Raw genomic sequence first — 18,512 nt, 5'->3', positions numbered from 1 at the left:
TTTCTCGAGTCGGAACCAATATATAACGAAAATAGATTGGAGGTGGACAGTGCATGAATGAGCAAGAATTACATGAAAGGATTAAACGAATGTGTGAAGGAGATGAAGAGTCGTTCCGACAGGTTTATGAGCATATCAAACTGCATGTATATCGCACAGTATCGCTGCTAGTTAGGAATCCGGCGGATGTGAACGATGTCGTGAGTGAGATCTTTACGGAACTATTCCGCTCAATGCCGAATTACCGTTATAATAAGCCCTTTCGGTCGTGGCTGAATGGTTTAATTATCCGTCAGGCTAGCAGTTGGAATCGCAGTTTATGGCGATCGTTCCGATTATTGGACCGAAGTAAACATTTGAATGTTTCCGAACCTAGCGTAAATGTGGATGACCATATTCTCCAGGATGAGGAGCACCAATTTTTGATTAACTTGATTATTAAGCTGCCGTATAAGCAGAAGAGCGTCTTGATCTTGCGATATTTTCAAGATTATTCATTTGAGGAAATGGCTGACATGCTTAATATACCAGTAGGCACGGTGAAGTCGCGTCATCACAGTGCTATCCGGACACTGCGACAAAAAGCGAATTTGCAAGATCTTATTTACCCAAACAAGGAGGGTCTTCTAAATGTCTAAACTTCATTCATTATCTGAAGAGTTGAATCAATACACACAAAGATTGCAATATCCAGAGCATCTCGATAGCAAAATCGAAAAACTGTATCGTGCACATATGTCGAAGAAGCCGCTATCTCTTGCTATAAAACGCAGGAAGTTTGCGCGGCCTGCTCTTATAATGGCTGCTTGTCTCATTCTTTTCTCCGGTATTGCCTATGCCTCCACCTTCCTGTACGCCTTAGATACCAAACAAGTCCACGTAGAGGTTACAAAGGATGGGGCATTTAGTCTGCCAGACGACGTGAGGAAGGAACTCGGAGAATCATTCAAAAGCATTCGAAACCAGCTAGAGCCTGGAGAAAGTGCCGTAGTCTATAGTGCTGAATTGAAGAACCGAAAGTTGCCTGATTTGCTGATAATTACGAATCCGAAATCTTATTCTAATCTTGAGCAATGGAAAGCAGAAGTTGACCCCTATAACAAAGGGTTAAAGCTTCCCGAATCTCTTCCCGATGGATTTACTTTCGTAAAAGGCGAGCTGCAATCTCCGTTTGGCGGGATTGATGAATCCATTTACAAACAATATCATTCTCTGCTCCAAATTCAAGCGAAAGTAGCAGGAACCTCTACATCTTGGCAAAAATACAACTCGTCTGAGGGGCCTTTTTCAAACATGACAGGCTTGATCTTTCAAAACAGACAACACGAGGAGATCGTTGTCCGTTATCACCCTATTGATCCATCTGTTAAAGACGTAATGATCAATGTCAAAACCAACGGATCTGCATTGGCTGAAAACGTGACATTAAATGGAAAGAACGGCTATTATTCAGAAATGAATGGCTTTATGTTCAGTGAGACTGGTGTCTCCAAATCTATCCAATGGATGGAAGAATATAATGGGCTGACGAACCTGTATAGTGTAGAGACTCCGTCCACGAGCATCAGCAAAGAAGAACTTCTTATTTTCTCTAATACCTTGAAATAAATAGAGCGGCAGCCAGAAACATTATTATCTTGTTCCTGGCTGCCGCTCTATTTACAAGTTTCAGATATAGTAGGACCAACCCCGCAAAAATATGCTATCATGCCTATAGACGACGGCTCACACCGTCGCTAATTTGGCTAAATAGAGTAGGTGTGACACACATGGGAATCACAGAGATTTTATCTTATTTCACCGAAGAAAATCTGTCCTTATTGTTGGACAAATATCGCTCCCTGGGTCCGTTGCCCGGTCTTCTTCTCCCTTTTATGAAATCGTTCGTTCCGCCGCTCCCTACGCTTGTTATTATTAGCGTGAATGCGGCTGTATATGGGCTCTGGCTTGGTTTTTTATATTCGTGGATCGGCATTGTGTGCGGCTGTTTGGTGACTTTTCTCATCGTGAGAAAGGTATCGGGACATCCCTACCTCGTGCGCTGGGCACAAAAGCCCAAAGTGCAAAAAAGCCTATCTTGGGCGAGAAGACAGGCTTTTAATTATGTCTTTTTGCTGAGCCTGTTTCCTGTAGGCCCTTTTGTGGTCATTAACATGGCTGCGGCTGTCGTAGGGATGAGATTTCGATCGTTTCTGGTTGCGGTTGCCTCAGGCAAAGCGGTTATGGTGATGTCGGTTTCGTTTATCGGCCATGATCTGAATCGGTTTCTGGAACATCCCTACGAGATTGCTTATGTGGTTGCTTTCGTGGGAGTTTCAATGGTCATTAGCAAAAGAATCGAGCGGCATTTTGCCTAAGTGAACAAGGGGTCGCCAGCAGCTAGCAGCTCATGGAATTTGGCTGCGGCTAGAGATGGAGAGATATCTTGGCGGGTTGCGATCCCGATAGAGCGTGTGGGTATGGCGACGGTTGGCTTGAGCTCATGAAGGAGACCATCCGCTAGTTCCTGCGTAACATAGGAACGGGAAACGAAGGCGACACCCAGTCCGAGCTTGGCAAATTCGATAAGTAAATCGATGCTGCCTAACTCAATATCTGCTTGGATATCGACGTCTTGCTGGGAGAACCAATGCTCAGCAAAACGTCTTGTGCTGCTTCCGGCAGATAAGAGCAGCAGCGGAAATTGGCTGATTTCCTGAGCGGTAAGCGGCTGTTCAGCGAAGTGACGATAGGCTTCGCCGCCAACGAAACAATCCTGCAGGGTCATAACGGTCTGAACGTTCAAAAGAGGCTCCTCGACCGTCGGTAGATGGATAAGGCCCAAATCGATCACGCCCTCTTTGACCCGCTGGGTGATCTCGGAAGTTTTACCGTGGGACAGGCGGATTCGAACGTCCGGGTATTGCTTATGATACGTATCCAAATAGGGAAACAGAAAGTGTTTGAACAAGGAGTCGTTGGCTGCAATTCGCAGCTCGCCGCCTGTGAGGTGCTTGAGCGCGGTCATTTTACGCTCACCTGCATCCAATAGGGCGAAGGATTGTTCGACATAAATCAGCAGGGCTTTTCCTTCTTCGGTAAGCTCTACGCCTTTGGACTGACGATGGAAAAGCTTCAGGGATAAAGCTTGCTCCATTTGCTTGATAGCATAGCTTACAGAAGGTTGGGTGATGAACAGCTCTTGTGCAGCTTTCGTTAAATTGCCTGCTTTGGCCGCATGGAGAAAAATACGATACCATTCTAAATGGATCATGATATAGAGCTCCTTTATGGGAAGGTGCTTATTTGGCGATTTCATTTATGACTAATCCTCTTATTATAATGAGCTTATTCGATAAGATCAATTGGAGAGGGTGCAGGCAAAATGGTAATCACGAGTTCACATGAACCTGATAGAGAGGCAAGGTCTCCCTGGTCGCAGCATCACGTAGAGCAGAAGGTAAGGCTATCGCGAATGCAAGGTCGTTTGGATCGAACGATATCGATACCTGGCAGTAAAAGCTTCACGAATCGGGCACTTCTGATTGCCGCAATTGGGAGAGGAACGACTGTGCTGCGGGGTGTCTTGCAAAGTGATGATTCCTATTGGTGCATGAAGGCGCTGAGGGCATTGGGGGTTGTTATTGAAGATGAAGGTGAGCACGTGACGATTCATGGCAATGCGGGAAAGTGGGCGGTTGCTGATGCTTCGCTTTATGTAGGCGCTGCTGGAACGGTTGCCCGCTTTTTGCCGGCCGTACTTGCGGTTGGCAAAGGGGAGTGGCTGATAGAGGGAAGCCGACGCATGGGCGAGCGGCCGCTGACAGCTCTGTTAGATGCGTTAACCGGTTTGGGGGCGGTTATTCAATATGGCGCAAACCCTGGCAGCGTACCTTTCACTTTATTGGCGGACGGTTTGAGTGGCGGAGAAGTCGCGATATCCGGTGCGGTTTCGAGTCAGTTTATTAGCGGTTTATTGCTGGCAGCTCCTTATGCCTCAGAAGCTTTGAGCATTCGAATCGAGGGTGAAGTGGTGCAGCGTGATTATGTCGAAATGACTCTGGATATGATGCGGGCTTTTGGCGTAAGTCCCGAGGTCCAGGATAATGGACAAGTAATAATCGTTCGACCAAGGGTCTATGAGGCGCGTTCGCTGTGCTTGGAACCTGATGCTTCGACTTGTGGTTATTTCTGGGCTCTCGCGGCACTTACGAATGGCCGGATTCGGATTGAGGGGATTTCGGCGCAGACACGCCAGCCGGATATTGCATTATTGCAGGTATTGAAGCAAATGGGTTGCACCATTATAAGCGGCGCTGACTTTGTGGAAGTGCAAGGCACAGACCGCCTCAAGGGAGGCTTCACGGTCAGCATGCAGCGTTGGTCCGACCAAACGCTTACGCTTGCTGCGTTAGCCCCGTTCGCGGATGGACCGATTACGCTGACAGACGCTGCCCATATTCGGCACCATGAATGTGATCGGATTGCCGCAATTTGTCAGGAGCTTCGCAAGCTGGGCATTGAAGTGGAGGAGCACGCAGACGGCTTGACGGTGCATCCCGGCCAGCCGCAACCAGCGCTGCTTGATCCTCATGACGACCATCGGATGGCGATGGCGCTATCGCTGATCGGTGCGCGGGTTGACGGCGTGCAGATGATGGACCCGGGCTGCGTCTCCAAAACGTGTCCGGACTTTTATGAGCGCTGGCGTGATCTCGGCGTTGGAGTCGATTTTGATTTTGCCTGACGAAATTGGCCTGTTTGGTTTAACCTGTTGATTCATCCAGCAGCACTTGAAGGCGTAGTTTCGGATACAGTACGGATATTTCCGCAGCCTGTTTCTCCAATTCCTTGCGATCAAATGGTTTAGGGAAAATGTCCAAATCCGGCAAGAAAGTTACACGCGTTCCGGTCTCATTGGTGAAACCGACCGTTTGCAGCTCACTTTGGGGGATGCCGTGCTTATAGGATTGTTGAAACACACGTCCGTCACGGCGAATTTCAACCGAAAGCTTGAGAGACAGCGCGTTGACGATGGGCATACTGATGCCTTTTTCGCTCCCGGGTGCTAAGAACGAGGCACTTGCGCTAAGTCGGTTCATGTCCGTGAGAACGGTTTGAACACGGGGCTGCTCTACGCCAGGAAGCGCCTGAACAGGGATGCCTCGACCGTTGTCTGCAACGGTAACGCTGCCGTCTCGATGCAGGAAAAGCTGGACCTCGGTACTGGTCCCGTGCAAATGCTCCAGAATGCTGTTCTCGACCACAGCCCACAGGAGGAGATGGGGATCATAACCATCATCGGCTGCGCCCAAGTAGGGACGTGCATTATTTCTGACCTCCGACATATCAAGGAAATCACTGGTATCGAATAAATCAGTTGTCGCGGCCAGCAGGAGAAGGAGCGGAAGTGCACGATGGCCGGGAACTACGTATTTGCCGCCTCGTTCTTCCTGAACAAGCAGATCGGCACCTGCTAATGCTTTCATATGATGATAAAGTTGTCCCGTTGTTCCCATATTCAGACGCTCGACGAGCTCTGGACCGGTAAGCGGCTCTTGAAGAACGGTCCGTAAAATATCTAGACGCTGCTTATGGCCCAGAGCGCCGAGGATTTTGGCTGCTTTATCACTATCCAAGTGCAGAAGCTGACTAACGCCTCTCTCTTGCGGCTCCCAGCGATAATGAGTAGGCCCGCTCTGGAATTGTCCCGAGTAAAAGACTCTGCCTTGTTCCGCGTCCGGCAGCTGTTGTTGGGCCATAAATTTACTCGTCTCTTCCTGCCTTTGCATGAATTCTCCGATGCTCTGTTGGAGCATATTCATTTGTGTTTGCAATGCATCTAGTTCGGCTCCATAATCCCGTGGTACTGTCAATTGGATCACCTCATAAGTCATTTATTTAAATACGTAATTACGTAATAACATAATAACATGGCGATTAGAAAATGTATACAACGGAATAAATGCTCCCGATGTCCAGGGACCCAGCGTTATTCGGCAAATCCATCGATAACAAAAAAGACGGACAAATGCTACGAATAGCGTTTGTCCGTCTTTTTGTTTCGCAATTGGCTGCCTATAAGCCAACTTCCTGTTCACTCCACGTCCAGAAGCGATGTGCCATATCTGCATCTTGCGCCCTCTTCGAGATAGGCTCTATTTTTTTCTTATACCAATATTCGCCGCTGACCGTCCGCACATCCGGGCTGGTTGCCAAATAAACCGCCGTCTCCGCACCTTGCGCCGGGGTCAGGAAAAAAGGCCGCAGCAGCCGATACACGGCCTTCCCGAATCCGGTGTCGCGATTGACACCGAGGTTCGTGCCGACCGCGCCTGGGTGCAGCGCGTTGACCGTGGCTGTCGTGCCCGCTAGTCGCTGGGCTAGCTCACGGGTAAACCAGATATTCGCAATTTTGGATTGCGCATAGCCTCTCCACACCGTGAACCCGCGCATCAGGTACGGGTTGTCGAAGTCGAAGCGCCCGATCTTATGGGCGCCGGAGGAGACATTCACGATCCGCCCCTGCGGAGCGCGGACGATGGCTTCAAGCAGCAGGTTGGTCAGCAGGAAGTGACCCAAATGATTGACGCCCGTCATGGCTTCGAAGCCGTCAGACGTGGTTTGCCGCTTCACGGTGACGACACCGGCGTTGTTGATCAGAACATCGAGCACCGGATGCTTGGCGAGGAACGCCTCGGCGAAAGCGCGAATGCTTGCGAGTGAGCCCAGGTCGCCTAGCATGAGCTCGATGCGTTCGGAACCGCTTTGCTTCTTCGCTTCGGCTAGCGCCAGTTCTCCTCTGTGCTGGCTGCGGCACAGCATAATGACGCGAGCGCCTTGTCGTGCGAGGGCGACGGTGGTTGCCAGCCCCATTCCGGAGTTGGCTCCAGTGATCAAGACAGTTTGATTGTGCATGCGGACGCCTCCTTTGGCTTTTTATACCATTATAACTGATGGATACAGCGTCTGCATTGTCTGCTGGCGTGACGAAAATTAGGTTTGATGCGCTGAACTGCAAGGCATCAAAAAAACCGCCAAGGGTTAGCCCCGAGGCGGTTATCCAGCTGTTAAACCAAAGGCTCCATGCCTTGTGCAATCCAATCCTCGCGAGTCGGACCATAGATGTCCGGTACACGAAGACCGGCTTGACGCATAAGAACGATCATTTCACCGCGGTGATGAATCTCATGGGAGATCAGACTCCGCAGTGTCGTTGCGTTCTTCCACTGTTCACCATACATATCGGTGGATTCAGCCAAGGATTCATCTGTCCACTGGGAATGGATGGCACTCGTTAACCCGGCAGCAGCAGCACGGTAAGTGTCAGCGATAGTTTTGGCTGAAGCCGGGGCGTGATGTTCACCTCCCGGAGGGTCAAACGTTAACCCCGTGCGTGAAAGCATTTCATGAATTGTAGTCGCGATGTGCCAACCTAACTGTCCTAGCGAGCGGAAATCAGGGGCGATTTTTTGGCTTAGTGAAGCATCTGTCAGGGTGTCCAACACGCGTTGGGTCGATTGATTTTCTCGGGTCCATTCGTTGACGAAATCTTGGATTGTTGTGAACATGGGTGAGCCTCCTTCATGTTTTCGCCAGATTAACTGGCATCGTAAGGCATAGATTCAGTATAGACAAACTCTGCTGACAACATAGTGTCAGTGGTCATGAATAGAGCTGAACTATTTTTTCAGCTTTCTCCCTAATAGCAGCAGCTAGGTGGGATGGTTCTAGAATGCGCACGCTTGGACCATATCCAAGCAGCAAGCTGTGAAGCCAAGGCTCATCAGGTTGTCTAGCGGTAACAATCATCGAACCATCAGACTGATAATCAATCTGTTGCGATTGGAAGTAGTCTTCAATTTGCGCTTGGATGTTAGGCTGAGCATGAAGCACGAGTGTAATGAGGGATTCCGGGTCTCGGTTGCCCATGCCGTGATGAAGCGATTCAATCGTCTCTGTTTTCCGCTCAAACGTCTGGGAGAGCACGTTAAGTTCCTTCATCCGGGATAAGCGGAAAATGCGAAAGTCCTCCCGCAGCAAGCAGTATCCATATAAATACCAGCCGAATCCTTTGGCCACGATGCTCAGGGGTTCGGCTGTTCGCACGGATTGCTCGCTTTGCGAAGAAATATATTGAAAGCTGATTTGTCTGGATTCTTTGATAGCGGCACGAAGTGTATTTAATTTCTCTTTCTCATGATCGCCACCCCGCCAAGGGTTCATATCGATGACCAATTGATCATTCAAGGAGTGATGCTCCGATTTGGCCACAAGCGCGCCAACTTTATCGAGCAAGGAGCTGACTTCCTGATCGCCTACGGTGGAACGAATTCCTTTGAGGCCGACAATGATGGATTGGAGCTCTTCGAGGGAGAGAAACTGGCGTTCCAGCCGATATTGATCCATAATTTCATAGCCGCCATTTAAACCCGCATAAGAAGCGATGGGAATTCCGGCTTGGTTAATGGCCTCTACATCGCGATAGACGGTGCGTAAGGAGACTTCAAAGCGTTCAGATAGTTCCAATGCGCTAATTCTTCTTCGATTCAAAAGCAGCATCGTGATGGCAAGCAGACGATCTATTTTCAAAGACAGACACCTCATCATTATTTTCATCCTATCTATCATAATAACCCAAATCGGAAAGGAAAAACGAGGGGAACAGGGAATTGTTTACAGATGGGAAATGGAGGGATTTAGCGATGACAGGCAAATCGGTTGATTGGATTGTGGAAGCAGACATCAGCATCCTGCAGCAGGCGATGGAACGGGGCGAAAGCGATGCCGTGGAGTTAGTAAATTTATATTTAAAACGAATAGAAGTCTACGATAACAAGATTCATGCTGTATTGGAACTGAATCCAGACGCTCTGGAGATAGCCAGGCAGTTGGATCTTGAACGTCAGGAAAGAGGCCCTCGCGGCCCCTTGCACGGCATTCCTATCCTGCTCAAAGATAACATAGACACAGGGGACCGTATGCATACAAGTGCGGGTTCTTTGGCACTAGCAGACTCGATAGCCTCAGCGGATTCCTTCGTAGCGGCCAAGCTGCGGGAGGCAGGGGCTGTGTTGCTAGGGAAAGTGAATATGACGGAGTGGGCTAATTTCATGGCTGTAGCGATGCCCTCGGGTTATAGCTCCAGAGGAGGCCAGGTGCTAAACCCGTATGGCCCGGGCCAATTCGATGTGGGTGGCTCCAGTGCAGGTTCAGGCGCTGCGGTTGCAGCTTGTTTTGCTGCTGCTTCTATGGGGACGGAAACGTCGGGTTCAATTGTGAATCCTGCGCATCGCAACAGTATAGTTGGCTTGAAACCAACCGTAGGCTTAATTAGCCGAATAGGCATCATTCCGATTTCACATACGCAGGATACACCGGGACCGATGACGCGGACAGTGGCAGATGCGGCTATCTTATTGGGTGCTCTAACTGGTGTCGACGAACGAGATCCTCTGAGTTTGGCGAGTGAAGGGAAGAGTCTTAGAGATTATACATCCTTTTTGGATAAAAAGGGGCTTGAAGGCGCCAGAATCGGGATTCCCCGGTGGTTCTATCAGAATTTGAAAGAGGATGAGCGCATCGTGGCGGAGAGGGCTATCGACGTCTTGCGGAGGCAGGGGGCGGTCATCATTGATCCCGTATCCATCCCTTGTGAGCGAGCGAAATGGAATTTCGATGTCCTGCGCCATGAGTTCAAAAAAGATTTGAACGATTACCTGGCCCTGCTAGATGCCTCCGTACCTGTTCATTCTTTGGAAGAAGTTATTGCTTACAATGATCAGCATGCTGATAGAGCCTTGCTCTACGGGCAGGATACCTTGATCTGGTCGGAAGAGACGAGCGGTACGCTGACGGAAGAAAGCTATCACGAGAGCTTGCGCAAGTACCAGAATCTCACCCGAGCGCAGGGTATTGATCATGTACTGTCCGAGCATCGACTCGATGCGCTGTTCTTTCCTGGGGATGAAGGAGAGGACATCGCGGCGAGAGCGGGCTATCCGCTCTTAATCGTCCCGGCTGGCTTTACAGAAGCAGGTCCGATGGGCGTCATGTTCGCTGCTGGGGCTTATAGCGAGCCAACGCTGATTAAGTTGGCTTATGCTTTCGAGCAGGCAACTCAGTATCGGAAGGCTCCAGTGTTGTAGGTGCGCAAGAAGAGGCTGCTTCACAAGGTTGAAAACCTTGTGTGCAGCCTCTTCTTGTATTAATGCCCCGCTTTAAAATTAGGTGAATTCTCCGGATCCAGCGCGTAAGTCACATATGCTTTGACCGATAAGTCCAATTGTTCTTCAGTGACTTGGTGTACCCCGTTGACCGAGAAAGGTGTCAAGTAATGCGTGCCAATGAGGTTGCTCGTAGCTTGAAAAGGGCGCAGCAGCTCAGGCAAAGTGTAATGATTGTAGCCTCCAGGCGCGTAGGCTTTCTCTGGACCGCCGGTGGAGATGGCAATAAGCAGATCTTTGCCATGGAGTTTGTCTCCTTCGCTGCCGTAAGCCCAGCCATAAGTTAGGACGGCATCCAGCCATTTTTTGAGCAAAGGGGGCGAACTATACCAATAAAAAGGGAATTGCAGAATGATACGATCATGGGCTTCCAAGAGCTTCTGCTCGGCTGCAACATCGATTTGTTCATCGGAATAAACATCATATAGGCGGTGAACGGTTACATGCGCTTGTTTTTCCATTTCTTCCGCTAGACGGCGGTTTACACGCGAGGCAGATAAGTTGGGATGTGCTACAATGACCAAAGTTTTCATAGTTAATCTCTCCCTATAGTGATCTACAAAAATCCTATAGCTATATTTCCCAAAAGTCAACGCGCCCAATAAGCATACGATTTGGTAACTATTGAAATAATAAGCTGAATTCAATTGCGAAGGGGAGTCTAGTATGAAATTTAGAAAGTTTACACCCATTACCGTGCATAAAACAGCGGTCAGCTTGCTCATCAGCAGCCTGCTCCTCTGGGGTGGGGGATTCGCAGCTGCCGAAGAGCTTCCGCCTCCTGCCCCTGCACCTGCGCAGCAGGGGCAGCTGATTCAGACGAGAGAGATTGATGTGACAGGTGACGGGAAACCGGACATCGTCTCTCTATTCGGTTCGAAGGCGGATACCAGCAGCCCATACTTTGATAAATTGTACATCGCTGTAACGGGACAAGCGCAGCAGCAGGTCATTATCCCGCTCGAAGGCGGTTACAATCCGTATATGGCGTTCTGCGATTTCATCGGGGACAAGCTGCCGCAAATCTATGTCGCTGCGGAAACGGGGGGGAGTGGCGGACTTTCCTACTACTACATCTATTCTTTGAAGAATAATGTTCCTACCGCCATTCCACTGCCTGAGCCGCTTCGCGTCACATCCACCTTCAAAAACAACTATAAGGTGAAGCTCAAGATCGAAGAAACCGGCAAATCGTTCCTCATTGATCTCAGCGATCGCAAGGACGATTACGAGAAATTCGGTGTCTACAAAGACGGGAAAGTGGTCAAGCCGCTCATCGTAAATGTGGATGGTTACGGAGCCCTGAAACCGATTGATAAGGACAATGACGGCATCTGCGAATTGATGGGCATTCAGCGCATTACTGGCATTGCCAATGCCGATACGATTGGATACGCCACTTCCATATGGAAATGGAAAAAAGGCAAATGGGTACTGATGAAATCAGCCGTTGTCAAAAATGTGCCGCAGAGCCCCCGTTAATTGATCGAAAGGGGCTGTCCTAAAATGAGTTCATCTTTAGGCTACCTCTTGCTTTCAATGTTGAACTACATGGAAAATCTACCGTTAGTTTAGGCATTTTTGCATGAAAAGTCGGTTTACATGGAAAATCTCCCGTTATTTCTGATACTTTCTTGCTGAATAGCGATTTCTCCCTAAATTAGCGGGAGGTTTTCCATTTAAATGACCGTTTAGAGCAATTAACGCTAAATTAGCAGGAGAAATTCCTGCTAGATTTCGCTCCAGATCGAAACAAAAAGAGGCTGCTCTCTAGGTTTGAACCTTTTGAGTCAGCCTCTTTTGACTTTTTACAGGAGGATAGGATTATTGCAGTTTGAAATAAATAAAGGTATCTTCGTACTCAAGCGTGCTGTCGCTTCTTGTGAAAATAAGATAGTTCTCTTGTCCTTTGATCACGGGCAAAATAATTTTCCCGGAAGCGGAGTAGGATTTGGATTCGCCTTCTTTTACTTTCGGGAAATCAGGCAGCGCATCATGAATCTTTTTGTCCAAGACCCTTCAAATCCGCTTTCATTCCCGCCAATAATATGATTTCCATCCGAGGTTTTACTTCCCCAGAGGTTCGGTGAGTACATCGACAAATACTGATCAGAGTAATAGGCGTCCGTTTTGCTGCCCTTTTTGAAGGTGGCATTGTCTACTTTCAAGGAAATATCGATTAACTTATATTCGATTAAGGCATTAGCTTCTGGTTTGCGGTAGCCGAGCGCCTCAATTTCAGTAGTAGAAATAGGTTTGACCGTGTTAACGGTTACCGTGTATTTGGCAGAGGTGGTATTTTCTTCACCTTCTTTGTAATTCACCTTGTCCACATAGGTGAAAGAGGAACCTAGAAGAATAGGATCGCTGCTTGAACCTGATCTTTTGGAAGCGGAGCCCTGATTCCCGGACGTGCTGCCTGTGGAACCGCTGCTAGCACCTCCGCTTGTGGAGGTTGAACCTGATGAATTATCTTTACTAGGAACTCCAGCATTCGGGTCAACGTAGCCGCCAATGGAGACGCTCACGGTTTTGGTCGCGTCATCATAGGAAACTTTCCCGCCCATAGCCTCAGCAAGACCTTTGGCAGAAACATAGCTGTGTCCATCATAAACGAGAGGATACATAGGTCCGTCTTCGCTGGATTGGTCGATTTGTTTACCGTTCACTTTCACTTGCAAATTGCTGTTTTGATAGGCTGTAACTTGTTTCAAGGCTGAGTCCGCATACGCGCCAACACCAATTCCAAGCACTAATGTGGTTAAAACCGTGCTCACTAACAGTTTCTTGCTCATTGAAATCTTCATCTGTCTACTCTGCTATGTCTATCAAATGGATTTTGTAATATATATCATACTAACATAGCGCGTCAAATATTGTAAATAAACCTCCAACCCCACTTCTGCAAGTAGTAATTGGAGGTTCTATAGGTAGATTACAAGGCAGCTTACACCCAGTTGCCCTTACGGAACAAAGGTTCATGCGTTCCATCTTCATAGAGGCCGTCGATCTCCATATCGGCAGAGCCGATCATGAAGTCAACGTGGATGAGGCTTTTGTTGTAGCCGTTCGCAGCCAATTCCTCCGCGCTCATCGTAGTTCCGCCCTCAATGGTGAATGGGTAGGAGTTGCCAAGAGCGATGTGGCAGGAAGCATTCTCGTCGAACAAGGTGTTGTAATAAATCAGCCCGGAATTCGAGATCGGGGAATCATCCGGCACAAGGGCCACTTCGCCTAAATAACGGGCGCCTTCATCCATATCCAGCATCTTGTTCAGCACTTCCTGCCCGACCTCGGCAGTCGCTTCGATCACGCGGCCGTTCTCGAATGTCAAGGTAAAGCCGTCGATTAACGAACCTTGGTAGCTTAGCGGCAATGTACTGCGGACCGTTCCGTTCGTGCCGTTCCGAGCAGGCATCGTGAAAACTTCTTCGGTCGGAATGTTGGGGATGAAGAAAGTTCCCTCTTTGGACTCGCTTCCTGCAGCCACCCACAGATGCTTGGGAGCCAATTCGATGTATAAATCGGTTCCTTCGCCTTTGAAATGCAGCTGCTTGAACCTCTTCGTATTCAACATATCTTGTTTCGCCGTCAGCAAAGCAATATGCTCATTCCAAGCGGCTACCGGATCTGCTTTATCAACGCGAGTCAGTTTGAAAATTTGTTCCCAGAGCTTGATGATGCGCTCCTGTTCGTTCAATTCGGGGAACACCTTGGCGGACCATTCCGCTGTCGGGTAGGAAACCATCAGCCAGTTGACCTGGTTGCTGCGCAAATACTTCAAGAATCCCTCACGCGCAGTGGCCGTCGTTTTGCTGGAGATGGCGACACGCTCTTGATCAACATCTTTGAGCAAATCAGAATTAGGGGCATAGATTTGTAAAAAGGCTGCGCCTTCCTTAGCCATTTCTTCCATGCCATTCGCCCGCCACATCGGGTATTCCCGGAGAGTGGATTCAGGTGCATGCTTCATCCGCAGAGCCTTGACCTCATCGTCATCCCAGTCGATTACGACATCTTTGGCACCGGCGTCATACGCCTTTTTGGTGAGTTTTCGCACGAAATCGGCGCAGGCGATGGGGGTCATGATAACGACCGTTTGATCTTTTTGAACATTTAATCCTACTCGTATTGCGAGTTCTGCATATTTGTCTAAATAATGCTCGAATGTCTCCATCTGACCGGCTCCTTTATATTTTACTAAGATTTAGTGTATGATAGAAAATAAAACTTTAACCTGTGGGAGAAAGGCTGGCGGAATATGGAAACGAAGAGCGTAACAAGCACTCCATCCAATTTCATTAAGAACATTGTAAACGAAGATTTGAAAACAGGCAAAGTCAGCCAGATCGTTACCCGATTTCCCCCGGAGCCGAACGGTTACCTTCATATAGGGCATGCCAAATCGATTTGTCTTAACTTTGAACTTGCCGATGAATTTAAAGGTCTGACGAACTTGCGCTTCGATGACACGAATCCAGTTAAGGAAGATACGGAATATGTAGAATCCATCAAAGCAGATGTAGCGTGGCTAGGTTTCCAATGGGACGGATTGTTCTTTGCTTCGGATTATTTTGAGGAGATGTACAGACGCGCGGTTGTGTTGGTTCGCAAAGGTTTGGCATACGTGGATGACCAAACAGCCGATCAAATTCGTGAAACGCGTGGAACACTAACGCAACCAGGCTCCAACAGTCCTCACCGTGATCGCTCCGTAGAAGAGAATCTTGCTTTGTTCGAACGCATGCGTGCGGGAGAATTCAAAGACGGCGAGCGGGTCCTTCGGGCCAAGATCGATATGTCTTCACCGAATATCAACTTCCGCGATCCGATTCTGTATCGTGTCGTGCATGCTCACCATCATAATACAGGCGATGCCTGGTGCATCTATCCGATGTACGCTTTCGCCCATCCGCTTGAGGATGCGATTGAGGGCGTTACGCACTCCATTTGTACACTGGAATTCGAGGATCAACGTCCATTCTACGACTGGGTTATCCGCGAGTGCGAGATGCCGAATGTCCCTAGACAATACGAATTTGCCCGTCTGAACCTGACGAATACCGTGATGAGCAAAAGAAAACTCAAACAACTCGTTGATGAGAAAGCCGTTGACGGTTGGGACGATCCGCGGATGCCGACCATCTCCGGCTTGCGCCGCAGAGGCTTCACGCCGGAAGCGATTCGTAATTTCGCCCGCGAAATCGGCGTTGCCCGCAGCAACAGCACGGTGGACGCGAAGATGCTGGACCATTTTATCCGCGAGGATCTGAAATTAAAGGCGCTGCGCACCATGGGCGTGCTGAACCCGCTGAAAGTAGTCATCACCAACTATCCCGAGGATCAAGTGGAGATGCTGGAAGCCGAGAACAACTCCGAGAATCCGGAAATGGGCAATCGCCAAATTCCGTTCTCCCGCGAGATCTATATCGAGCAAGACGACTTCATGGAAAATCCGCCGAACAAATATTTCCGCTTATTTCCCGGTAACGAAGTGCGCTTGAAACATGCTTATTTCATTAAATGCAATGACTTCGTGAAGGATGAGAACGGTAAGGTCGTTGAGCTTCACTGCACATATGACGTGGAAACGAAGAGCGGCAGCGGCTTCACAGGCCGTAAAGTGAAAGGAACGATCCACTGGATTGACGCGAAAAGCGCCGTACCTGCGGAGTTCCGCTTGTACGAACCACTGATTCTGGACGACTCGGAGGACGAGAATGCTACGTTCCTAGAGAACCTGAACCCGAACTCTTTGCAAATCGTCAAAGGTTTCGTCGAAGACAACATGAAGCAAGCGAAGCCGCTGGATAAATTCCAATTTTTCCGCCATGGCTATTTCAACGTCGATCCCAAACACACAACAAGTGAGCAACTGGTGTTCAACTTGATTGTCTCTCTGAAAAGCTCGTTTGAAGTATAAGCAGGAAATCATCCCGATGAGGTTGTCTCAACAGTCGAACTTGACTGCGAGGCAGCCTCTTCTGCTTTGGAGAGAATAATAGGTGGATGGCTGAGAACAGGCAGAGTGAGAAGTTAAGCTATTCTTCAAATTCAAATTCCTGTACTATTTGTGTAGAGAAGGACGAAAACAAGCCGCATGACGCGAAGTCATGTAGCATATATAGACACACGTTGCTGAGGAGAGTGCCGCCTGCATGAATACCGTTCTGGTCGTAGATGATGACCTTAATATTTGCCGGATTACGAAGCTGTATTTGGAGAAGAGTGGCTATCTCGTGGTTACGGCCCATGATGGCGAGCAGGCGTTAACGCAGTTCGGGCAATTGGGTCCGGACTTCATCGTTCTTGATATTATGCTGCCCAAACGGGATGGTTGGTCGGTCTGCCAGATGATTCGGGCGAAAAGCGATGTGCCCATTCTGATGCTGACGGCAAGAGGTCACGTAGACGAGCGGATCGAGGGTTTGCAAATGGGCGCCGACGATTACTTGGTGAAACCTTTTGACCCGAATGAATTAGTGGCACGCGTCACTACGATTCTTCGCCGAACACAGCTTAGGACGGAAGCAGCCGCGCCATCACACATCTATGAAGTCGGAAGCTTGCGCGTGGATGTGCTGTCTCACGAAGTGACCGTTGAAGGGCAGTCCGTAGCTTTGCCTAAGAAGGAGTATGAGCTGCTGCTATTTTTCATGCGCAATCCGAATCAAGTGTTCACGCGCGAAGATCTCATCGCGAAGATCTGGGGCTGGGACTTCGAAGGCGAGGATCGGGTCGTCGACTTGTATATCAAACGCTTGCGGCAGAAACTGTCTGCCCTCACAGAGCGCAAAGATGACTGGGCGATCCGCACCGTCTGGGGCGTAGGCTATAAGTTCGAGGGACCTGACGGATGCTGAACTCCTTTTATAGAAAGTTGTTATTTGTTTATATGTCGATCACAATTGTATCCATTCTGGCGATTTCCGGAACAATTGGCTATACCATGAATCAGCAGACATATGACCGCAGCGAGAAGCTTTTGCTGGAAAAGGTGGAGCAAGTCGATGAGCTGGCCAAAGGGTTGCTCGATGGTTCGACGCTGTTGAAAGATTTCCGGAAGCAAATCAGTGCTATTGAGCGATCATCCAACGTCCGTGTTGCGGTAATTAAGCATCCCAAAGTGAATTTGGACAAAGTTCAATCCGTCGGCGAAACCCCTGCGCGCAAGGAATGGGTGGATAAAGTGCTGGCGGGTAATCAGGTGACGGTGCGGAGCAATTTTTCGCAAAATAATGCGATCAAAATGCTTATCGTTGGACGTCCTGTTGTTCAGGATAGCAGCGTGATCGGAGGCATTTTCTTATATACGCCAATTGTTAGCATTCAAGGGACTATTAATGGAATCAATCAGGCGATTTTAATAACTGCGATATCCGTTGCTTTGTTGGCGATAGCGGTGTTGTATTTTGTTTCCAGACATTTCGTGAAGCCGATTCAGCTGATGAGTAAAACTGCGGAAGCCTTGGCTTTGGGGGACTTCAGCGGGAGGGTTCCTGTCAGAGGCAAGGACGAAATCGCCTCGTTATCGGGCTCTCTGAATCGGATGGCCGGTAAGCTGCAGAAGGTGGAAGCAGGGCGCAAACGATTTCTCTCGGAAATCTCCCACGAACTGCGAACACCGTTGACAACGATTCGCGCTTCTTTGCAAGGAATCACTGATGGGGTAGTGGAACCGGAGGACGCGAAGGAATTCATCGAAGTTTCCCTGCAAGAAACACTGCGATTGAGCAGTTTGGTGGATGATCTGATGGACCTGTCTTCTTTTGAGGAGAAGCAGGTGAAGCTGAATCTGCAAGCAATGGACGTCACGGAAGTTATCGGGCTTGTCGTTACGCAGCTCAAGATGAAGGCGAAGGGAAAAGACATCGAACTGCATGCCCAGGCTGATGAACCTTACATGATCATGGCTGATGCGGATCGACTGCGGCAGGTGTTCATTAATTTGCTGGATAATGCCATCAACCATATTGATCAAGGAGCCCAAGCCGGGATTCGCGTGAAAAAGACCAAAAACGAGCGTTGGATCGAGGTTTGGGACAACGGTCCCGGTATTGCGCCGGAGAAGCTGCCGCATCTGTTCGATCGCTTTTATAAAGCGGATGAAAGCCGCAACATATCGGGTGCTGGTCTCGGTTTAACGATCTCTAAGCATATAATTAAAGCGCACGGCGGGTCGATAAGAGTGGAGTCCAAGCTGCAGGCGGGGACTGTTTTTAAAATTTTTCTACCCGCTGCGAATGTTTCGCCGCATGACAAACTTATGACATAACTATCCAGTAAGATAGGGTTCGTAAGGTAAAC

Annotated in this window: 18 protein-coding genes; 9 read left to right on the top strand and 9 right to left on the bottom strand. The window is 48.9% G+C overall.

Features of this window, described 5'->3' with window-relative positions; translation table 11 throughout:
• Nucleotides 1–53 precede the first annotated feature (53 nt).
• The 3 genes from LOZ80_RS30160 to LOZ80_RS30150 all read left to right on the top strand — a co-directional run bounded on the left by LOZ80_RS30160 (nucleotide 54) and on the right by LOZ80_RS30150 (nucleotide 2,357).
• On the top strand, nucleotides 54–638 hold the full coding sequence (locus LOZ80_RS30160; RefSeq protein WP_238168065.1) for a sigma-70 family RNA polymerase sigma factor: 585 nt from the start codon (nucleotides 54–56) through the stop codon (nucleotides 636–638).
• Entirely contained in the window at nucleotides 631–1,608 is a 978-nt protein-coding gene (locus LOZ80_RS30155; RefSeq protein ID WP_238168064.1) for a cell division protein FtsQ/DivIB, read from the top strand. Before LOZ80_RS30160 ends, LOZ80_RS30155 begins: the two co-directional genes overlap by 8 nt.
• 161 nt (nucleotides 1,609–1,769) lie before the next feature.
• Complete coding sequence (locus LOZ80_RS30150; protein WP_238168063.1) at nucleotides 1,770–2,357, top strand: TVP38/TMEM64 family protein; 588 nt, start codon at nucleotides 1,770–1,772, stop codon at nucleotides 2,355–2,357.
• Here the strand turns inward: LOZ80_RS30150 and LOZ80_RS30145 are convergent.
• The gene (locus LOZ80_RS30145; protein ID WP_238168062.1) at nucleotides 2,354–3,253 is read right to left on the bottom strand and encodes a LysR family transcriptional regulator; all 900 of its coding nucleotides are present in this window, start codon (nucleotides 3,251–3,253) and stop codon (nucleotides 2,354–2,356) included. The two genes, LOZ80_RS30150 and LOZ80_RS30145, sit on opposite strands and share 4 nt — an antisense overlap.
• Before the next feature lie 111 nt (nucleotides 3,254–3,364).
• On the opposite strand from LOZ80_RS30145, the gene aroA reads away from it, so the two are divergent.
• Complete coding sequence (gene aroA / locus LOZ80_RS30140; protein WP_238168061.1) at nucleotides 3,365–4,726, top strand: 3-phosphoshikimate 1-carboxyvinyltransferase; 1,362 nt, start codon at nucleotides 3,365–3,367, stop codon at nucleotides 4,724–4,726.
• Nucleotides 4,727–4,745: 19 nt separating this feature from the next.
• Here aroA and LOZ80_RS30135 read toward each other — a convergent pair whose 3' ends face one another.
• The 4 genes from LOZ80_RS30135 to LOZ80_RS30120 all read right to left on the bottom strand — a co-directional run bounded on the left by LOZ80_RS30135 (nucleotide 4,746) and on the right by LOZ80_RS30120 (nucleotide 8,571).
• Nucleotides 4,746–5,855 carry an ATP-binding protein gene (locus LOZ80_RS30135; RefSeq protein WP_443146987.1) on the bottom strand — a complete coding sequence of 370 codons (1,110 nt, stop codon included), beginning with the start codon at nucleotides 5,853–5,855 and terminating at the stop codon, nucleotides 4,746–4,748.
• 202 nt (nucleotides 5,856–6,057) lie between these two features.
• Nucleotides 6,058–6,897 (bottom strand): SDR family oxidoreductase, encoded by an 840-nt coding sequence (locus LOZ80_RS30130; protein ID WP_238168060.1) that lies wholly within the window; start codon nucleotides 6,895–6,897, stop codon nucleotides 6,058–6,060.
• Nucleotides 6,898–7,049: 152 nt separating this feature from the next.
• Entirely contained in the window at nucleotides 7,050–7,550 is a 501-nt protein-coding gene (locus LOZ80_RS30125) for a DinB family protein (RefSeq protein ID WP_238168059.1), read from the bottom strand.
• Nucleotides 7,551–7,644: 94 nt separating this feature from the next.
• Complete coding sequence (locus LOZ80_RS30120) at nucleotides 7,645–8,571, bottom strand: helix-turn-helix transcriptional regulator (protein WP_238168058.1); 927 nt, start codon at nucleotides 8,569–8,571, stop codon at nucleotides 7,645–7,647.
• Between the two features lie 113 nt (nucleotides 8,572–8,684).
• Between LOZ80_RS30120 and LOZ80_RS30115 the strand changes: the two genes are divergently transcribed.
• Nucleotides 8,685–10,127, top strand: coding sequence for an amidase family protein (locus LOZ80_RS30115; protein ID WP_238168057.1), 1,443 nt, complete (start codon nucleotides 8,685–8,687; stop codon nucleotides 10,125–10,127).
• A 59-nt stretch (nucleotides 10,128–10,186) separates the two neighbouring features.
• Here LOZ80_RS30115 and LOZ80_RS30110 read toward each other — a convergent pair whose 3' ends face one another.
• Nucleotides 10,187–10,738, bottom strand: a complete 552-nt coding sequence (locus LOZ80_RS30110) for an NAD(P)H-dependent oxidoreductase (protein WP_238168056.1) — start codon at nucleotides 10,736–10,738, stop codon at nucleotides 10,187–10,189.
• Between the two features lie 133 nt (nucleotides 10,739–10,871).
• Here LOZ80_RS30110 and LOZ80_RS30105 point away from each other — a divergent pair, with 133 nt between their 5' ends.
• The gene (locus tag LOZ80_RS30105) at nucleotides 10,872–11,687 is read left to right on the top strand and encodes a hypothetical protein (RefSeq protein ID WP_238168055.1); all 816 of its coding nucleotides are present in this window, start codon (nucleotides 10,872–10,874) and stop codon (nucleotides 11,685–11,687) included.
• Nucleotides 11,688–12,029: 342 nt separating this feature from the next.
• Here the strand turns inward: LOZ80_RS30105 and LOZ80_RS30100 are convergent, their stop codons facing one another.
• From LOZ80_RS30100 to LOZ80_RS30090, 3 genes are all read right to left on the bottom strand, one after another.
• Complete coding sequence (locus LOZ80_RS30100) at nucleotides 12,030–12,218, bottom strand: hypothetical protein (RefSeq protein WP_238168054.1); 189 nt, start codon at nucleotides 12,216–12,218, stop codon at nucleotides 12,030–12,032.
• Nucleotides 12,173–13,000, bottom strand: a complete 828-nt coding sequence (locus LOZ80_RS30095) for a stalk domain-containing protein (RefSeq protein ID WP_238168053.1) — start codon at nucleotides 12,998–13,000, stop codon at nucleotides 12,173–12,175. The genes LOZ80_RS30100 and LOZ80_RS30095 overlap by 46 nt, the downstream gene beginning before the upstream one ends.
• A gap of 152 nt (nucleotides 13,001–13,152) precedes the next feature.
• Nucleotides 13,153–14,382, bottom strand: coding sequence for an aminopeptidase (locus LOZ80_RS30090; RefSeq protein WP_238168052.1), 1,230 nt, complete (start codon nucleotides 14,380–14,382; stop codon nucleotides 13,153–13,155).
• Between the two features lie 84 nt (nucleotides 14,383–14,466).
• Here LOZ80_RS30090 and LOZ80_RS30085 point away from each other — a divergent pair, with 84 nt between their 5' ends.
• The 3 genes from LOZ80_RS30085 to LOZ80_RS30075 all read left to right on the top strand — a co-directional run bounded on the left by LOZ80_RS30085 (nucleotide 14,467) and on the right by LOZ80_RS30075 (nucleotide 18,480).
• Nucleotides 14,467–16,128 carry a glutamine--tRNA ligase/YqeY domain fusion protein gene (locus LOZ80_RS30085; protein ID WP_238168051.1) on the top strand — a complete coding sequence of 554 codons (1,662 nt, stop codon included), beginning with the start codon at nucleotides 14,467–14,469 and terminating at the stop codon, nucleotides 16,126–16,128.
• A gap of 235 nt (nucleotides 16,129–16,363) precedes the next feature.
• The gene (locus LOZ80_RS30080; RefSeq protein ID WP_238168050.1) at nucleotides 16,364–17,068 is read left to right on the top strand and encodes a response regulator transcription factor; all 705 of its coding nucleotides are present in this window, start codon (nucleotides 16,364–16,366) and stop codon (nucleotides 17,066–17,068) included.
• Nucleotides 17,062–18,480: a sensor histidine kinase gene (locus LOZ80_RS30075; RefSeq protein ID WP_238168049.1), complete on the top strand. Its 1,419-nt coding sequence runs from the start codon at nucleotides 17,062–17,064 to the stop codon at nucleotides 18,478–18,480. Before LOZ80_RS30080 ends, LOZ80_RS30075 begins: the two co-directional genes overlap by 7 nt.
• The last annotated feature ends 32 nt before the right edge of the window (nucleotides 18,481–18,512 follow it).

The sequence above is a fragment of the Paenibacillus sp. HWE-109 genome, from assembly GCF_022163125.1.
Lineage (GTDB): Bacteria > Bacillota > Bacilli > Paenibacillales > NBRC-103111 > Paenibacillus_E.
This window is presented reverse-complemented; position numbering and strand designations above follow the sequence as displayed.